Genomic DNA, 16797 nt, shown 5'->3' with positions numbered 1-16797 from the left:
ACATTAGCGCGTTAAAGTCATCACTCCATTACTGCCCGCTTTTAATAAGACATCGGCTTGATTGGCAGCAAAGATACCATTACAGACTACCCCAACGATATTGTTTAATTGCTGCTCAAGCTCTAGTGGGTTACTGACATCTAAGTCATAAGTATCTAAAATCACATTGCCATAATCGGTAACGAAATCTTCACGATATACTGGCTCAGCGCCCAAACGGGCTAATTGCCTTGCCACATACGAGCGCGCTTGTGGCAGCACCTCTATCGGTACTGGAAATTCGCGTCCCAACCATTCAACGCTTTTGCTTTCATCAACCATACAGATAAACTTATTGGATGCTGCAGCGACAATTTTTTCACGTGTGAGCGCGCCGCCGCCACCTTTAATCAATTGCAAATGCTCATTTACCTCATCAGCACCATCGATATAGACATCAAGCTGACCGGCAAAGTTTAAATCGACAATTTCGATACCAAGGGCACGAAGTTTATCTTCGGTGACCTGTGAGCTTGCAACCGCGCCAGCAAGCCTTAATGTCGGCAACAACTCAATCAAACAGTTAACCGTACTGCCCGTCCCCACTCCAAGTATCATGTCATCTTCAATATAGCTTAGGGCAGCTTTGGCTGCAGCTTGCTTTTGTGCTTGCTGATCACTCATCATAAATCCTTGGAAAAATAAACGTCTCACTCTAAAAGAGCTAAAATGATAAAAGAGGTAAAATGCGCGCTTATTATAACCGATGGCTTTAGGCGATGTTAGCGTAAAACCCATTCTAAATACTCATTGCCCCTTCTCAGAGCCCATACTTACTTTAATGTATTGATGGCTTGACCTTTAACCTTCAAAAAAACTCCCTATAAAATTTGCAATTGTGTCTTGCAAGATAGTGAAAATCAGCATAGGCTAATCTATTTCGTTTTTGTGCTGATCTATACTGGTTTATAGTTATTTATAGCGGCTAATTTATAAACACTGACTTTATAGCCATTTGCACTTCTTTTATTCATCTTCACTCTGTTTAGGAATTATTATGCTGTCACATTGGGTACGAGCCATCTTGCAAGCCACCGTCTATGACGTTGCCATTCAAACACCACTTGAAGCTGCACCCAAGCTGACCCAACGTTTTGCTAATGATATTCGATTTAAGCGCGAAGACCTGCAACCAGTAAAATCTTTTAAATTACGCGGTGCTTATAACCGTATTAGCCAATTGAGCGATGAGCAAAAAGCGCGCGGCGTCATTTGCGCCTCAGCGGGCAACCACGCCCAAGGCGTTGCTTATTCAGCGCGTAAGCTTGCCCTAAATAACATCATCGTCATGCCAACCACCACCCCTGATATTAAAGTAGATGCCGTTAGAGCACTCGGCGGTAATGTTGATTTGTATGGCGATAGCTTTGATGAAGCCAACCGTTATGCAATCAATCGCGCTGAGACTGAGGGTTTAACCTTTATTCCGCCTTATGATGATGAATTGGTCATTGCAGGACAAGGCACCATTGGTCTGGAATTAACCCAGCAATGGCGCAACATGGATTATGTATTCGTTGCTGTGGGTGGTGGCGGTTTGATTTCTGGCGTCGCAGCATTCTTGGGTGAGGTCGCGCCGCACGTCAAAGTCATCGCTGTAGAAGCAGACCAATCAGCTTCATTAAAAGCGGCACTTGAAGCAAATGAGCGAGTCACGCTTAAGCAAGTCGGTCTGTTTGTCGATGGTGTTGCAGTCGCTCAAATTGGCGAGCTACCTTTTGATATTGTGCGTATGCAAAAAAGTGATAAATCAGGTCCTGTCGTCGAGCCTGAAGTGGTCACTTGTACCAACGACGAAGTCTGCGCGGCGGTGAAAGATGTTTTTGAAGAAAACCGCAGTATCGTTGAACCTGCTGGCGCTTTGTCCGTTGCAGGCATGAAAAAATATATCGAAGCCCATAACTTACAAGGTAAAAACTGCGTCGGTATCATTTGCGGTGCCAATATGAACTTTGACCGCTTGCGTTATATCGCCGAGCGTACTGAGATTGGTGAGAAAAAAGAAGCCATCTTTGGCGTGACGATTCCTGAGCAAACCGGCGCTTTCTTAAACTTCTGCCGTAGCTTACATGGCCGTAATATCACCGAGTTTAACTACCGTGCCGATAGCAAAAAATCACCAGATTCGATGGAACCTGCAGCAATCTTTGTCGGTATCGCCCTAAAAGAAGGCGACAAAGAGCGTCAAACGATTAGCAGTCAATTGGCAGCCGATGGCTATGAAGCACACGACTTAACCGATGATGATATCGCCAAATCACATATCCGTTATCTGATCGGTGGTCATGCGCATGTCGAAAACGAGCAATTATTCAACGTAGTTTTCCCTGAACGTCCGGGCGCATTGCTGACTTTCTTAGAGAAACTTGGCGACGACTTTAATATCACCTTATTTCATTATCGCAATCATGGCGCTGCTGAAGGTCGCGTGCTGGTCGGTGTGCAAGCCTCTGAGGGCAACTCTCGCCAACTACAAGATGCGCTTCTTGATATCGGCTACGACTGCACTATGCTCAATGACAATATTGGCTATCAGTTGTTTTTAAAATAATCAAAGCAGAAGTAAACTTTCATTTATCAATGCGGTTTTTTAGCAATTAGAAAACCGCCTCTGGTGCATCAATAATGACTATTCACTTATAGCATTGATTCATTTGTAGTGATTATTACTAGGTGGTAAGCCGTGATTCAAAAGATAGTGATATTTGTATTATTACTGGTTTTAGCACTAGTAGGTTATAAGATGTTGCAACCTAAAACCATGACTAGCAATCCTACCACTGATGTTGCAGCTGATACTTCAGCTGCCGCTGCTTTCACCTCGACTGACTTGGATGACATACCGCCAACGTACGTCGATTTAGGCACAGCTTCAGATGCAACATCAATTCAGGCAGTAAACCCCGTATTAACGTCACAACCAGTATTAACGCCTAAACCAACAGCACCAAGCTTTTCTTGTGATGGCAGGCAACATTGCTCTCAGATGACCTCATGCGCAGAAGCAACCTACTTCCTACAACACTGTCCTAATACAAAAATGGATGGTAACTATGACGGCATCCCTTGTGAGCAGCAGTGGTGTAAATAGTTTTATATCAAGCATAAATTGAGAACATCATGTGTCGCGGTATTATTAGCTTTAGACTGTCTATCGATTCGATACAAGCTCAGTTTAAATTGAGCCAAAATAAAAACGTCAAAAACATGAATGGTGTGATAAACGGTTTAGAGCAGTTAAATACTAACAGTGCTGTAGCAATGGCTGCTAAAGCTACCAATCAGAACAATGGCTAATTTCAGTTGTCCTTATTCACCATAAAAACCTATTTTGAAATACTTTAATCGCTTAACGCTCTTTTAATCAGTAAAAACAGCACCATTATTATCTTACGTTATTGATATCTATGAGGTTTTGATGAGTAAACACAATAAGAACCATAATCAGCCCGCACATAGCCAACCAGATGCCGTGCGCATGCGTCTTGATAAATGGTTATGGGCCGCTAGATTCTATCGCACCCGCACCCTTGCCAAAGAAGCCATCGAAAGCGGACGCGTCCACTATGCAGGGAGCCGCGTCAAAACCAGCAAAGAGATTGCCGTCGGGGATGAGCTCAGTATTCGCCAAGGCTCAGCAACCGCCATGACTGAGAAAACTGTGTTGGTTGAAGCACTAAGCGCACAACGTGGTAATGCGATTGCTGCCCAAGCGTTATATTCTGAAACTGAGGAAAGCGAGGAGCGCCGCGCTTTTTATGCCGAGCAGCGCAAACTTGCCAATCTTGCCCGTCCAGATAATAAACCCAATAAAAAAGAGCGGCGTGATTTACAACGCTTCAAACACAATCAAGACTAAATCGATTCTTAACATTTATATAGGCTATTGGGGTCGGCAGCTTGCTATTATTCATAGCCTAATGTGACCCTATTGTTTTACCTCTACCCTTGCCATTCAACGTATTAACCGTTACGCTGATAGCCAATTAATTTACTCGATAACATGCTAATAAACCGCATTAACCATGCTGGTCTTGATAGCATGTTTTTTTGTTGTGATAAAAGGTCATTATATGCCAATTAAAGCGTCTACTCCCTCCTCTGTTCTATTGGTTTGTTTGGGAAACATTTGCCGTTCACCGACCGCCGAAGAGATTTTTCGTCAGCAAGCAGCCATTGCAGGGCTGGCGATGAAAGTGGATTCGGCAGGGACTGGCGACTGGCATATTGGTCATGCGCCTGATGTACGGGCACAGCGCCATGCTAAAGCTCATGGTTATAACATTAATAAGCTGGTCGCGCGTCAAGTAAGCGCTGACGACTTTCGCAAATTTGATTTGATTTTGGCAATGGATGCGCAAAACTTAGCCGACCTGCAAGCCATTAAAGATAGCATCAGCGACACAGATGGCAAACTTGCCAAACTGGCGCTATTTAGTGAAGAAGATCCAACCTACGGCGGCGACGATGTACCAGACCCTTATCAAGGTGATGGCGACGCTTTTGAAGAAGTCATCGAACGTATCGAATCAAGTGCCCAAGCGTGGATTGAAAGTTGGAAAACTGCTTAGCAATAAAGCGCCATATTTCTGCTACTTTTATGCCGTGCATCCTTTATAATAAACTCCGCATGATTTCTTGTTTATTTGCCAGATAGGCTATGTTATGACCTCAGCTTTACGCCATGATTCGAATGCTCAACCTACGACATCGACTAATCTTGCGGTAAATGTACCACAGGCTAAGTCGGTCGATTTGTCCCATAGCAATACCATGGCATTGGCATGTGTGGCGGATGTGGTCGTGACGCTCACCGATGAGGCGCAACTTGATGCCTTTATGGCAAATTACGGAAAAGATGCAGAGCTTACTAAGCCCTTATTCGTACTTTCTGGCGGTAGCAATGTTTTATTGCCAGCGCATCTAGATGCGATTGTCTTACGTCCCCAAATGCACGGTATCACTATGACGGCGCAAACAGACAGTCATGTCGATATCGAAGTGATGGCCGGTGAAAACTGGCATGACTTGGTGATGTATACCGTGGCTCAAGGTTGGTATGGACTTGAAAACTTGGCATTGATACCGGGTCTGACGGGAGCGGCGCCTGTACAAAACATCGGTGCTTACGGTGTGCAATTAGAAGATTGCTTAGAGTACGTGCGTGCTTATCATCTGCCAACCCAAACTTGGCATCATCTCACAGCAGCAGACTGCCAGTTTGGCTACCGTGACAGCCTCTTTAAGCGTGCGCCTAATACTTGGCTTATCACTCGCGTGGGTTTTCGCTTACATACCGATGCCAATACAATCCTTGCTAGCTATGGCGATGTGCAGACGGTCGCGCAGCGCTATGCAGAGCAGCAAGGGCGCGTGCAGCCCGTACCTGCTGATGTCATGCAGGCGATTATAGATATTCGCCAACAAAAACTGCCCGATCCTAAACAGCTCCCTAATTGCGGCAGTTTTTTTCAGAATCCTATTATTCCTCAAGCGCAATTTATAGCGCTACAATCCGCTCACCCTACCATCGTTGGCTATCCAATGCCGGATGCCATGGTTAAGGTTGCGGCTGGCTGGTTGATTGAACAATCTGGTTTAAAAGGTGGCGGTTTAGCGCCGATTATGACCCATCAGCAGCAAGCCTTGGTGTTGACCAATCACAGCCCTTATCAAGCGACGCAAGCAGATGTGGCAAAGGCTCAAAATCATATTGCCAATATTGTCTCTGAGATATTTGCGATTGAATTATCACGCGAGCCAGTTTGGGTAAATGCTGACGGCTCTATTGGATTTGATGAGCATGTGGTCTAAACGATCATGGTCTAAGCGCTTATGGCGCTCTTACTTACGTTCAGCTGAGCGTATGATAAAGCTGTTTCGTATTATTAATGCCACCTTTTTACTGGGTTCAACGGCGGTTATTCTCGTTATCATCAGTTTATTTACCCCGCTATTTTCACAAGCAGTGATTTATCTCTTAGCCCATTTACCTTTACCAAAGATGCCGCCTGCCGCCATGAGCTCTCCACCGACCGCCTATGTGGTATTGGGCGGCGGTCTGACCAATGATAATAACAATCAAACCATCCTAAACAGTTATAGCCTCAACCGCGCCCGTACGGCGGCAACCGCCTATCATGATTTGCCACTACCTATTGTACTGAGTGGCGCTGAGGCGCCTTGGCTTGGTCAGTGGCTTATTGAACACGGTATTGATGGGCTCATCAGCGAAAATGCCAGTATGAATACCTGTGAAAATGCGCGTTTTACTGCTAAGCGTATTCCTCTATATCATGTGTACCTGATTACCGATAGCTATCATATGGCGCGGGCAAGGAGACAGTTTGCCCTAAACGGCATCAATAGTACCCCAATCAATGCGCCTTTACCGGTCAAACGCGATTGGATGGAACCAGCACAGAACTTGAGTCATTCGCGGCGGGCAGTTTATGAAGTCGCCGCCTACTTACGTGATGTGATACGCCCGCAAGCAAACTGTCGGCATGCTAAGGATGTGACCTCGCAGCAACTCTTAACCCCTAGAGGCAATGCCGTAAAAACGCCTACTGAATAACGCTTAGCTGGCATTTTCTGACCTAGTATTATTAAATTAGCATCATTAGATTAGTATCATCAGACGACTATTATTGCCCCATTATCCACTGTCTCACTTTTAGTATTTATAGAACATTTATAACACTTGCAATAAGTGTATAATATAAGAAACTGCTATTGAAGAGGTTTGCCATGCTCAGTATATTTTTATTAATTCCTTTAAGTTTAATGCTGTTCGTGGTCGCCATCTGGGCAATACGCTATGCGGTCAAATCAAACCAGTTTGAGGACTTAGATAATGCGTCACAGCGTATTATCTTGGATGACCGTCAAGAACGTCGGCAAACGATTCAAGCTCATACGCCTAGTGACGATATACCGCAAGCTGATGACACGGCAGACTCCAACAAAGCCGACGATTGAGTGCTACCGATTCACCTTTTACCGATATCGTCTTAATAAAGCAAATAGCTATCAATAAAATTCAAACATATAGCCTTCCATATCTCATTTATACGTGACTGCTTTTATCATTTTTTTAGATAAATGATAAAAATAGGCTCACGCTTTACTATTTTTAGGAGAGACTCCCCATGACCACAGCTTTACTTGTTGCGGCATTACTAATGGGATTTTTTGGTTCACCGCATTGCTTAGGCATGTGTGGCGGGCTAGTAGCAGCATTTAGTCTATCGATGAAAGACGTGAGCCCTGCTAAGCGCCGCGCTTTGATAGCCACCTACCACTTCGGGCGTTTAAGCAGTTACGCATTTTTAGGCTTGGTCGCCGGACTTGTGGGTACCACTGTTTTAGAGCCATTAATGAAAGGCAATAGTACGCCTCGTATCTTATTGGGCTTGGTATTGGTATTTGTTGGTGTCACGATGCTTGGCGCGCCATTTTTAACCAAGCTTGAACGTGTCGGCATGCGTTTTTGGCAGTATCTGAGTCCGCTACGCCAAAAAGTATTTCCACTTAATACCTTCCCGCGTGCTTTAGCGGCAGGGTTATTATGGGGGTTCTTACCTTGTGGTTTGGTTTACGGTGCGCTACTGATTGCCGTCGTTGCTCATAACCCATTGGGCGGTGCGGCATTGATGTTTGTCTTCGGTTTGGGGACAGTGCCGATGTTGGTTGCCACCCATGAAACGGTTGGTTGGCTACGTGAGAAAATTGGACGCCTACGTTTAAGGCAAATTAATGGCGCTATCATGGTTTTATCGGGGTTAGCGGTGGTATTTATCCCTATGATAATGGCTAGCATGCATGGTGGACACGGCGGCGCGGGGCATGGAAATGCACAAATGAGTCATGGCAACCACTCTGCTATGATGACTGATAGCAATGATTCTACGGTAACGGCAACTACAACTGTCCATCATGATATGAGCAACATGCAGCACGAGATGGCACCCGCTACGGATAGCACGATGGATCATAGTATGCAAAATATGGAACATAGTGCAGATAACAGCATGAATCACAACATGGACAATATGCCAGATGAGCAAGACATGAATAGCCATCATCGTGAAGCTATAATAGAATCTTCTCAATAACAGCATAAAAGTCATTATTGACTTATAAGAAAAGCCCTTAACATCACCATGACGTTAAGGGCTTTTTTATGCAGCAAGGTTAGTAAAACTGTTTGCTCAATAATAATTATCAAAGCAAGATTGGTTGTACTATTATTCCTGCCACTGCTCAAGGCTAAACTTGGTATCTAAATGCTTCTCTAATGCTGGGATATTAAAGGCATCATCTTCACTGACGAAGCTAATACTGATACCGGTTTGTCCCGCGCGTCCAGTACGTCCGATACGGTGTACGTAATCATCCGGCTGATCTGGCAAGGTATAATTAATCACATGGCTGACATCATCAACATGAATACCGCGTCCTGCCACATCGGTTGCGACCAACACAGAAGCATGACCATCTTTAAAGCGTTGCAGATATTTTTCGCGCTTTTGCTGAATCACATCGCCTGATAACATGACGATTCTATGTCCCTGACGCAGCTTATGATACAAGCGCTTAACCTGATCTTTACGGTTGGCAAAAATAATCACCTTCTCGACTGTGCTATCAGTGATGATACGTTCGACCGCTGCTAGTTTTTGATCTTCGGTTAATAAGTAAAAATGCTGATCGACCAATTCACTGGTCTTATGCTCAGGCTCAATCTCTACAAACTCTGGCTCATGCAACCAGCGGTAAGCGAGATTCATCACATCTTGGTTAAAGGTGGCAGAAAATAACAAGCTTTGACGATCAGTATTTGGCGGCATACGACCAACCAAGCGCTTGATATCTGGGATAAAACCCATATCGAGCATACGATCGGCTTCATCTAACACCAACACTTCGACGCGATCTAGATAGACCATGCCTTTGTGCATTAGGTCAATCAAACGACCTGGAGTGGCAATTAAGATATCCACATATTGGCGCTCAAGCTCATGCTGCTGGGTTTCATAATTGGTGCCACCCATGATACACACGCTGTGTAGCGAGGTATATTTGGTCAAAGCAATACAGTCGTCAAATATCTGCTGGGCAAGCTCACGGGTTGGCGCCATAACAACGGCACGTGGCTCACCTAAATAACGTTCTTCATCGGCAGCAAAAGGACGTTTCAGTAACGCCTCCATAATGGTCAGTAAAAACGTTGCCGTCTTGCCAGTACCCGTTTGCGCCTGTCCGATGGCGTCTTGATTTGCCAATGTATGCGGTAATATCTGTGCTTGAATGGGCGTCAATTCAGTAAAACCTAAATCACTTACGGCACGTAAGGTAGGGTTTGATAACGGCAAATCCGTAAACGTCTTAAAAGTACTCAAAAAAATATCCTTGTGTGTGAATCGCTTGTCTATTATTAATAAATAAAAGCTTAAATGAAGAAAAGCTCATGATAAGCGTTGGTTTTATAATACGACTGTCTGTTGTGAATAGGAAACATTGTGATTAGAAGCTACTACTTAAAAAAGCCCAGTCCGTAATCTCTAATCAGGCAATCTATAAAACTCATAAGCATAAAAAAGCCAAGCCCAACGCCTAAACTTACCAAATATGCTGCGTTCAACTCAACATAGGTAAGACAAGACGGGCTTGACTCAGTAGTATATCAGTAGTTTGGTCAGACATTATAGCTGAACGGCGCTAATGACTGTAGCGATTACTCTTCTACTTTTCTGACTTCTTCAGCTTGCAGGCCTTTATCGCCTTCTACCACACTGAACTCAACCTTTTCGCCATCTTTTAGAGAGCGATAACCATCACCTTGGATTGCGCGGAAATGGACAAAAATATCTTCGCCGCTATCACGTTGAATGAAACCAAAGCCTTTTGAGTCATTAAACCACTTAACGATACCTTGCTCACGAGCTGACATAATATTACTTCCTAAAAAGTCACTTAACCCCAAATTCCTTTGCGAGATTGCATATAAACGGGGTTTAAGATTATGAAATCAAAATGTAAGAGTACTACTCTACATACCATCATCTGCACATAAAGCGTGTTATTACCCTCTTTATGATGCAGCCTATAGTAAAATTACTATGGTCGGTATAGGTTCATATCAAAATTGCTTTATGCACTTTAATAATTAACCTAACTGACATTAGCAACAAATAGGTAATATTTGTTGCGTAAAAAATATCATAGCACGGGTTTTTAGCAACATAAAGACTTTTAACACGATTTTTAGCCCCTAGGATAATTTTTCATGTTATTTTTTATTACATGGCTGCCAAGCTGTTATGATAAAAGGATAAGCGCTTATCTATTCGACTAGTCTTACTATTCGGCTAGTTTTACTCTTCGGATAACTTTACTCTTAAAACCTTACAGCAAAGTTATCTTATACGGCCCTACTATTGACCCATAGCGATAACGATAACAATACTTATAAATAAAATACCACTTTATAAAGATAGAGACTATTATGACCACACCTTCTCAGTCAACAGTAACCGACAAAACCTCTAATCAAGAAACTCTTATAAGTTCAAATGACATAAGTTCAAACAATATAAGTGCAAACGCTAAAACGCATAAGCTGTTACTTATCAATGGCGTTAATTTAAATTTATTGGGTAAACGTGAACCTGAAATTTACGGTCATACAACCCTTGCTGATATTGAAAAAAATTTGGTCGCACGTGCAGCCAAATATGGCATTGAGCTGATTTGCATTCAATCAAACCATGAAGGCAAGCTTGTCGATGAGATTCAACATTATGGTCTGTTAGCAGAGTCAGCAGCGCAAGTAGATGCGATTATTATCAATCCTGCTGCCTTTACTCATACTTCGGTTGCGATACGGGATGCATTATCGGCGACACAAAAACCCTTTATAGAAGTGCATTTGTCCAATGTTCACGCCCGTGAATCGTTCCGGCAGCATTCTTATTTTAGTGATATAGCGGTCGGCGTTATCTGCGGCTTAGGGCATTTAGGCTATCAGATGGCATTAGATTATTGGCTGACTCATACTTATGATTTGAAGTTAGACAGCTAATGATTTATCACTTGATGCTTGTTATTGAAACCCTATTTATCAGCCAATAAAAAACCGTCATACTGTTAAGTTATAAGCGACAATCTATAACTTATAAGCAGCATTAAGATACGCATACTGTTGCTTTTGGCACATTTTTTGGCACACTAGTTAAACAGCAATCCTTTGCTTAAAATAATAACATTGGGGCTTAGTAAATAAACCCACTATATGGTGACATGAATGGCAAAATCGTCCGGAAAACGCTTTATGAAACTCGCTGGCATGACCGCCAGTATTGCCGGAAAAGCTGCAAAAAACTCATTAAAGCATCTCTCAAGTGACGAAGAAAAACGTCTACAAGCGCGCTCAGAGCTGATGCAAGATGTCGGTGTTCAGATAGCTGAAACGCTTGGCGAAATGAAAGGCGCAGTCATGAAAGTGGGTCAAATCGCCTCGCAATATAAAGACGTGTTTCCGCCGGAAGTTGCCACCGCTTTAGAGAAGCTGCAAAAAGATGCACCGCCGATGCCGTATGCGCAGATACGTGCCCAAGTTGAACGTGAGCTTAACGCACCAGTTGCTGAGTTATTTACTGAATTTGAAGAAGCACCCTTTGCCGCCGCCTCAATCGGGCAAGTGCATAGAGCCGTTTTGCCATCTGGACAAAGGGTGGTGGTAAAGGTTCAATACCCTGATGTCGATGAGAACTGTGATAGCGACCTGAAGCAAGTACGCATGGCGCTAAAAATCGCCGGCGTGCTCAATATGAGTAAACAATTACAAGAGCAGTTATTTAACGAGATTCGCCAAAGCTTGCATGATGAGCTCGACTATATTAAAGAGGCGCACAACCTCCAAGTATTTGGTGCGTTTCATGCAGAAGACGACGGTCTTATTATTCCTAAAGTGATTGGTAGTCATTCATCTAGACGGATTTTGACCTTAACCGAAGAGATGGGTGAAACGCTCACGGTCGCCGCGACGTGGGATAATGCTATTAAGCAAAAAATTGCTGAGCGCCTGTTCCATTTTAGCGCAGGGCAACTATTTGGTTTATACCGCATGCACTGTGACCCACATCCTGGCAACTTTGCTTTTCGCACCGATGGCAGTGTGGTCGCTTATGATTTTGGCGGAATTCGCAGTTATAGCCATAGCGAAGTACAATTATTTCGCCGTTTTGCCAAGCATGCTTTAAAGGGTGACGTGACCGCGCTTGAGCAAGATTTAATCGCCCTAGACATTCGCCGTGATGACGAGAAAGTTGTGCCGGGTGAGTTTTATCAGAAATGGCTAGAGATTGGCCTTAAGCCTTTATCCGTAAAGCCTTATCAAGAAGGTGCATTTGATTTCGGTAGCAGCCAGACCCATCACGAAGCCATCGCCCAAATGCGTACTTCTTTAAAGTATTTTGGTCAGTTTCAGCCATCAGCGACGACGATGATGCTTGACCGTACGATTTCGGGTCAGTATTGGAATTTGGTCAATCTGGGTGTGGTGATAGATTTGTCACCACTGGTTGCTGAATATATAGACTATTAAAACTTAGAAGCCCGATAATTTTAAAAAACCATATAATTCGCGTTAATAAACACTAAACATGCAGAGCATGACCGCAGCGATCGCAGAAATCCGCTCCTACGGCGTGGCCGAATTTTCCACAGTTTGGACAGGCAATAGGATTGAGCTGTGGACGCATATTACGTGCCAGCTCAGCGGTAAAGATACCCGTCGGTACGGCAATAATCGCATAACCGGTAATCATGACCATAGATGCAATTGCTTGCCCGATGGGCGTTTTTGGTGACATATCACCATAGCCAGTGGTAGTAACCGTTACCACCGCCCAATAAATAGAGATTGGGATACTGGTAAAACCATTTTCTGGCCCTTCTACCACATAGACGACCGAGCCAAAAATAGTCACCAGCAATACCAAGGATAAGAAAAATACCGTGATTTTCTGCTGGCTGGTTTTAAGTGCTGAGGCAAGAAAACCCGCTTGCTGCATATAAGTGTTGAGCTTGAGCACGCGAAATATACGCAAGATGCGTAGTATGCGAATCACGAGTAAATACTGTACACCACCAAATATTAAGCTTAAATAGCTTGGCAATACCGACAATAAATCCACTATCCCAAAGAAGCTAAAGGTATAACGAAAGCGATTGGGCGCTGAAAATAGCCTTAAGATATATTCAATGGTAAACAAAATGGTAAAAAACCATTCTGCATAGCGAAATATGGTGCCATATTGCAAACGCATGTACAGCACACTATCTAGCATCACTACGCCGACACTGGCCAAAATCGCAATCAGCAATACGATATCAAACAGCTTACCCAAACGGGTATCCGTGCCTTCGATAATAATATGAATGCGGTTACGCAAATGAGTAATGGCTTCGGCAGTTGGTTGCTTCATAGAGTCAATAAAGTCACAAGATCAATGGTTATATAGAACCGAACGTTTTAGGCTGGCATGGACAAGCTAAGGTTGGTCAAAATGCGCTAAAGTGGTTTATAATATTGCAAATATTGTTGCTCTCGACCGTCATCGTCAGAATTGATGATGGGTCAAAATATAGAAAATAGCAGTGTAGCAAAAAAGCGCACCAAACGACATACAAATCGTTAACTGGCTGATAGGTCTATTACACTGCATTAACAGCACAATCATATAATAAGAATACCTCATCAGGTATAAAAAGTTGTTACTGATGTATAGTCCTAACAACTTTTTTATCCGCACTATAAATAACACGTAAAACTTAAGGATGTCATATGGCAGGCCATTCAAAATGGGCAAATATCAAACACCGTAAAGCCCGTCAGGATGCGGTAAAAGGTAAAGTCTTTACCAAAATTATTCGTGAAATTGTTTCTGCTGCCAAGCAAGGTGACCCCGACCCTGATAAAAACCCGCGCTTGCGTGCCGTTATCGAAAAAGCACTGTCAGTCAATATGACACGAGATACCATTAATCGCGCGGTTGCTCGTGGTACAGGCGGCGATGACAATGATAATATGGATGAGGTCAGCTACGAAGGCTATGGTGTCGGCGGCGTCGCAGTATTGGTCGAAACCTTGACTGATAACCTGAACCGTACGGTCAGTGAAGTGCGTCATGCTTTTACCAAAAACGAAGGCAACCTTGGCACCTCAGGCTCAGTGGCTTATCTATTTACCAAGCGCGGCGAAATCACCTTTAACGATATCAGCTTAGAAGAAGAAGTTATGCTGACGGCCTTAGACGCTGGGGCACTTGATATCGAAAACGACGGCGAGTCACTACTGGTCATCACTGAATGGGAAAGTTTCGGTCAAGTCAAAGATGCGCTCAATGCGGCAGGTCTGGTCTCTGACAATGCTGAAGTGACTATGTCGCCATCTACCAGCGCTGAGATAGACAACGTTGAAGATGCCGAAAAAGTCATCAAGATGATTGATATGTTAGAAGATATCGACGATGTGCAAGAAGTCTATAGTAATGTGACTTTTTCAGATGAGGTTATGGCGCAGCTTGAGCAGTAGTTCGAGCAATAGTTTCTAAGCAATATAACCATTTATCAACACCTTATTGATTATTAATAAAAAGGCGAAACATATTTAATGTTTCGCCTTTTTTAGTGTTTAAGCGCGGGTGATGAGCACTTTTTCCATGCTAAGTTTTGTAGCTCACTCCTTCCAGCGCTAACAAATACGCTTTCTTGTCTAAGCCGCCTGTATAACCACCCAGCTTACCATCGCTGGCAATTACTCGGTGACAAGGAATGATGATACTAAAGGGGTTTTTACCATTGGCATTAGCAACCGCACGAAAGCCTTTAGGATTACCTACGCGCTGCGCCAGTGTGGCATAGCTAATCGTTTCACCATGCTTGATGCCTTGTAACGCCCGCCATACCTGTTGTTGAAACTCAGTTCCTAAGCTTATATCTAATGGCAAATCAAATACTTGACGCTTACCCTCAAAATACGTGATTAATTGCGCTATCGCTTCTATAAGTAGCGCTTGAGCAGGCACGTCTTTGCTTAGGCTATTTTGAGCGATAAAGGTAAAATCTTGATCGACAAGCCCATAATGCTTTTTAAGTTTAGGAATGGATTTTGAGCTGTGCCAAGAATCGCCCACCTGCAGCCAATTGACTTCGACCAGCTTAGGGCTGCTGCTATGCGCACTAGCAATCAGTGCTAACTGGTGCGACTCAACAGCTGCGATGGTGACTATCATGATTTTTCCCTCTAAACACTCATATTTTTAACGCTTAGTTATTCATTGAAAAAACTACCAAGTACTACTCTTTATCGTCAGTCTCAAATAGCGCGGCGACAAACTGTTTTGGACTAAAGGCACGCAAATCATCAATCGACTCACCGACCCCAATATAACGAATCGGCACATCGGAGGTTTCAGCGATATTAAAGACCACACCCCCTTTTGCAGTACCGTCTAATTTAGTAATAGTAATGCCGGTTAATGGTACGACTTTATTAAACAATTCCACTTGGTTAATCGCATTTTGACCCGTGCCAGCGTCGAGGACAATCATACCTTCGTGCGGTGCACTTAGATCGGCTTTACGCATGACGCGCACGACTTTTTCAAGCTCCGCCATCAGGTGGGTTTTATTTTGCAAGCGCCCTGCCGTATCAGCAATTAATACGTCGATATTTTTTGCTTTGGCAGACTGCATAGCATCAAAGATAACAGAGGCGCTGTCAGAGCCATGACCTTGGGCGACGACTGGAATGTTATTGCGTTCACCCCAAATTTGCAGCTGTTCAGTTGCCGCAGCACGGAACGTATCGCCCGCTGCCAACATCACTGATTTACCTTCACCTTGTAGACGCTTAGCAAGTTTACCAATAGTCGTCGTTTTACCAACACCATTCACGCCCACTACCAAGATAACAAAAGGCTTTTTACTGGTATCGATAACGAGTGGCGCAACTTTTGGCGTTAAGATATCGACCAGCTCAGTTTGCAAGGCTTTATATAATGAATGGGCATAAATCAAATCACCACGAGCGGTTTGCTCAGTGAGACTTTTGATAATACGATTGGTTGCATTGACACCGATATCAGCCACCAACAGCTGGTCTTCAACCTCTTCTAATAGCTCATCATCAATCTCTTTACCACCGATAAGGATACTGACCATACCTTCGGCAAGGTTTTTACGCGACTTACTCAGCCCCGTTTTCATACGATTAAACCAGCTGCCTTTTTTCTTATTTTCCTCAGTCTGTTTTGACTCTTGTGACTCTTCTGGCGCGGCTGATAGCTGCTGTATTTCGGTTTGTGCTTTATTTATAGCACTAGTATCACTAGTGGCAGATGTAGCGCTTGGTCTATCGCCCAGATGATCCTGCAAAGGCATGGTAGGAATGGTAGTTGTAGACTGCGATGGAACAGCATTTGTATTGGTATTCGCAGTAGCTTCTAAAGTGTTTTCAGATGGACTTTGTTTTTCTATCTCAACGATGGGCGTACCTAATGCCATATCCGCTGCATCACTCTTTTCTGCATCACTCTTTTCTGCATCACTCTTTTCTGTATTACTGCTTGCAACGCTGTCAGACGCATCGACGATGGGCACCGTTTGCGCTGGCAGACTGGGTAAGGTAATATCATCGTCATCCAAATCATCAAGACCGCCGTCAAGGTTGATGACCACACGATTGCT

Annotated in this window: 17 protein-coding genes and 1 pseudogene; 12 read left to right on the top strand and 6 right to left on the bottom strand. The window is 43.8% G+C overall.

Translation table 11 applies throughout. From position 1 onward, the window contains the following. Positions 1-3 precede the first annotated feature (3 nt). The gene (gene rpiA / locus JMX50_RS07665; RefSeq protein WP_201629078.1) at positions 4-663 is read right to left on the bottom strand and encodes a ribose-5-phosphate isomerase RpiA; all 660 of its coding nucleotides are present in this window, start codon (positions 661-663) and stop codon (positions 4-6) included. 373 nt (positions 664-1036) lie between these two features. Here rpiA and ilvA point away from each other — a divergent pair, with 373 nt between their 5' ends. The 9 genes and pseudogenes from ilvA to JMX50_RS07620 all read left to right on the top strand — a co-directional run bounded on the left by ilvA (position 1037) and on the right by JMX50_RS07620 (position 8156). Next, positions 1037-2590, top strand: a complete 1554-nt coding sequence (gene ilvA, locus JMX50_RS07660) for a threonine ammonia-lyase, biosynthetic (protein WP_201629077.1) — start codon at positions 1037-1039, stop codon at positions 2588-2590. A gap of 402 nt (positions 2591-2992) precedes the next feature. Beyond that, positions 2993-3130: pseudogene (locus tag JMX50_RS13280) on the top strand (excalibur calcium-binding domain-containing protein); the annotation flags it as partial. A gap of 29 nt (positions 3131-3159) precedes the next feature. Further along, positions 3160-3336: a hypothetical protein gene (locus JMX50_RS07650; protein ID WP_201629076.1), complete on the top strand. Its 177-nt coding sequence runs from the start codon at positions 3160-3162 to the stop codon at positions 3334-3336. 121 nt (positions 3337-3457) lie between these two features. Next, a complete protein-coding gene (locus tag JMX50_RS07645) occupies positions 3458-3898 on the top strand; it encodes an RNA-binding S4 domain-containing protein (protein WP_201564959.1) in 441 nt (146 codons plus the stop codon). Positions 3899-4112: 214 nt separating this feature from the next. Further along, positions 4113-4610: a low molecular weight protein-tyrosine-phosphatase gene (locus JMX50_RS07640; protein ID WP_201619322.1), complete on the top strand. Its 498-nt coding sequence runs from the start codon at positions 4113-4115 to the stop codon at positions 4608-4610. A 94-nt stretch (positions 4611-4704) separates the two neighbouring features. Then, positions 4705-5853, top strand: coding sequence for a UDP-N-acetylmuramate dehydrogenase (gene murB, locus JMX50_RS07635; RefSeq protein WP_201629075.1), 1149 nt, complete (start codon positions 4705-4707; stop codon positions 5851-5853). After that, positions 5843-6616, top strand: a complete 774-nt coding sequence (locus tag JMX50_RS07630; protein ID WP_201565294.1) for a YdcF family protein — start codon at positions 5843-5845, stop codon at positions 6614-6616. The genes murB and JMX50_RS07630 overlap by 11 nt, the downstream gene beginning before the upstream one ends. A gap of 173 nt (positions 6617-6789) precedes the next feature. Then, the gene (ccoS, locus tag JMX50_RS07625; protein WP_201565277.1) at positions 6790-7020 is read left to right on the top strand and encodes a cbb3-type cytochrome oxidase assembly protein CcoS; all 231 of its coding nucleotides are present in this window, start codon (positions 6790-6792) and stop codon (positions 7018-7020) included. 170 nt (positions 7021-7190) lie between these two features. Further along, on the top strand, positions 7191-8156 hold the full coding sequence (locus tag JMX50_RS07620; RefSeq protein ID WP_201629074.1) for a sulfite exporter TauE/SafE family protein: 966 nt from the start codon (positions 7191-7193) through the stop codon (positions 8154-8156). Between the two features lie 132 nt (positions 8157-8288). On the opposite strand, the gene JMX50_RS07615 is transcribed toward JMX50_RS07620, so the two are convergent. Next, positions 8289-9443, bottom strand: coding sequence for a DEAD/DEAH box helicase (locus JMX50_RS07615; protein ID WP_413786825.1), 1155 nt, complete (start codon positions 9441-9443; stop codon positions 8289-8291). Positions 9444-9778: 335 nt separating this feature from the next. Beyond that, on the bottom strand, positions 9779-9994 hold the full coding sequence (locus JMX50_RS07610; protein WP_011513806.1) for a cold-shock protein: 216 nt from the start codon (positions 9992-9994) through the stop codon (positions 9779-9781). A gap of 555 nt (positions 9995-10549) precedes the next feature. On the opposite strand from JMX50_RS07610, the gene aroQ reads away from it, so the two are divergent. Beyond that, positions 10550-11125, top strand: a complete 576-nt coding sequence (gene aroQ, locus JMX50_RS07605; RefSeq protein ID WP_201629073.1) for a type II 3-dehydroquinate dehydratase — start codon at positions 10550-10552, stop codon at positions 11123-11125. Positions 11126-11347: 222 nt separating this feature from the next. After that, positions 11348-12649: an ABC1 kinase family protein gene (locus JMX50_RS07600; protein ID WP_201629072.1), complete on the top strand. Its 1302-nt coding sequence runs from the start codon at positions 11348-11350 to the stop codon at positions 12647-12649. Between the two features lie 52 nt (positions 12650-12701). Here JMX50_RS07600 and JMX50_RS07595 read toward each other — a convergent pair whose 3' ends face one another. Beyond that, positions 12702-13532: an ion transporter gene (locus JMX50_RS07595; RefSeq protein ID WP_201565273.1), complete on the bottom strand. Its 831-nt coding sequence runs from the start codon at positions 13530-13532 to the stop codon at positions 12702-12704. 359 nt (positions 13533-13891) lie between these two features. On the opposite strand from JMX50_RS07595, the gene JMX50_RS07590 reads away from it, so the two are divergent. Beyond that, the gene (locus JMX50_RS07590) at positions 13892-14641 is read left to right on the top strand and encodes a YebC/PmpR family DNA-binding transcriptional regulator (RefSeq protein ID WP_201565272.1); all 750 of its coding nucleotides are present in this window, start codon (positions 13892-13894) and stop codon (positions 14639-14641) included. 130 nt (positions 14642-14771) lie between these two features. Here JMX50_RS07590 and JMX50_RS07585 read toward each other — a convergent pair whose 3' ends face one another. Continuing rightward, on the bottom strand, positions 14772-15341 hold the full coding sequence (locus tag JMX50_RS07585) for a methylated-DNA--[protein]-cysteine S-methyltransferase (protein ID WP_201565271.1): 570 nt from the start codon (positions 15339-15341) through the stop codon (positions 14772-14774). Positions 15342-15405: 64 nt separating this feature from the next. After that, positions 15406-16317: a signal recognition particle-docking protein FtsY gene (gene ftsY, locus JMX50_RS07580; RefSeq protein WP_227670974.1), complete on the bottom strand. Its 912-nt coding sequence runs from the start codon at positions 16315-16317 to the stop codon at positions 15406-15408. Positions 16318-16797: the final 480 nt, after the last annotated feature.

The sequence above is a fragment of the Psychrobacter maritimus genome (assembly GCF_904846345.1).
Classification (GTDB): domain Bacteria; phylum Pseudomonadota; class Gammaproteobacteria; order Pseudomonadales; family Moraxellaceae; genus Psychrobacter; species Psychrobacter maritimus.
The sequence above is the reverse complement of the archived record's forward strand: the minus strand, read 5'-3'. Positions and strand labels throughout refer to the sequence as shown.

Excerpts from the sequence above, each read along its gene's own strand:
- rpiA (WP_201629078.1), bottom strand. The coding sequence starts at position 663 with ATGAGTGATCAGCAAGCACAAAAGCAAGCTGCAGCCAAAGCTGCCCTA.
- ilvA (WP_201629077.1), top strand. The coding sequence starts at position 1,037 with ATGCTGTCACATTGGGTACGAGCCATCTTGCAAGCCACCGTCTATGAC.
- JMX50_RS07650 (WP_201629076.1), top strand. The coding sequence starts at position 3,160 with ATGTGTCGCGGTATTATTAGCTTTAGACTGTCTATCGATTCGATACAA.
- JMX50_RS07645 (WP_201564959.1), top strand. The coding sequence starts at position 3,458 with ATGAGTAAACACAATAAGAACCATAATCAGCCCGCACATAGCCAACCA.
- JMX50_RS07640 (WP_201619322.1), top strand. The coding sequence starts at position 4,113 with ATGCCAATTAAAGCGTCTACTCCCTCCTCTGTTCTATTGGTTTGTTTG.
- murB (WP_201629075.1), top strand. The coding sequence starts at position 4,705 with ATGACCTCAGCTTTACGCCATGATTCGAATGCTCAACCTACGACATCG.
- JMX50_RS07630 (WP_201565294.1), top strand. The coding sequence starts at position 5,843 with ATGTGGTCTAAACGATCATGGTCTAAGCGCTTATGGCGCTCTTACTTA.
- ccoS (WP_201565277.1), top strand. The coding sequence starts at position 6,790 with ATGCTCAGTATATTTTTATTAATTCCTTTAAGTTTAATGCTGTTCGTG.
- JMX50_RS07620 (WP_201629074.1), top strand. The coding sequence starts at position 7,191 with ATGACCACAGCTTTACTTGTTGCGGCATTACTAATGGGATTTTTTGGT.
- JMX50_RS07610 (WP_011513806.1), bottom strand. The coding sequence starts at position 9,994 with ATGTCAGCTCGTGAGCAAGGTATCGTTAAGTGGTTTAATGACTCAAAA.
- aroQ (WP_201629073.1), top strand. The coding sequence starts at position 10,550 with ATGACCACACCTTCTCAGTCAACAGTAACCGACAAAACCTCTAATCAA.
- JMX50_RS07600 (WP_201629072.1), top strand. The coding sequence starts at position 11,348 with ATGGCAAAATCGTCCGGAAAACGCTTTATGAAACTCGCTGGCATGACC.
- JMX50_RS07595 (WP_201565273.1), bottom strand. The coding sequence starts at position 13,532 with ATGAAGCAACCAACTGCCGAAGCCATTACTCATTTGCGTAACCGCATT.
- JMX50_RS07590 (WP_201565272.1), top strand. The coding sequence starts at position 13,892 with ATGGCAGGCCATTCAAAATGGGCAAATATCAAACACCGTAAAGCCCGT.
- JMX50_RS07585 (WP_201565271.1), bottom strand. The coding sequence starts at position 15,341 with ATGATAGTCACCATCGCAGCTGTTGAGTCGCACCAGTTAGCACTGATT.
- ftsY (WP_227670974.1), bottom strand. The coding sequence starts at position 16,317 with ATGAAAACGGGGCTGAGTAAGTCGCGTAAAAACCTTGCCGAAGGTATG.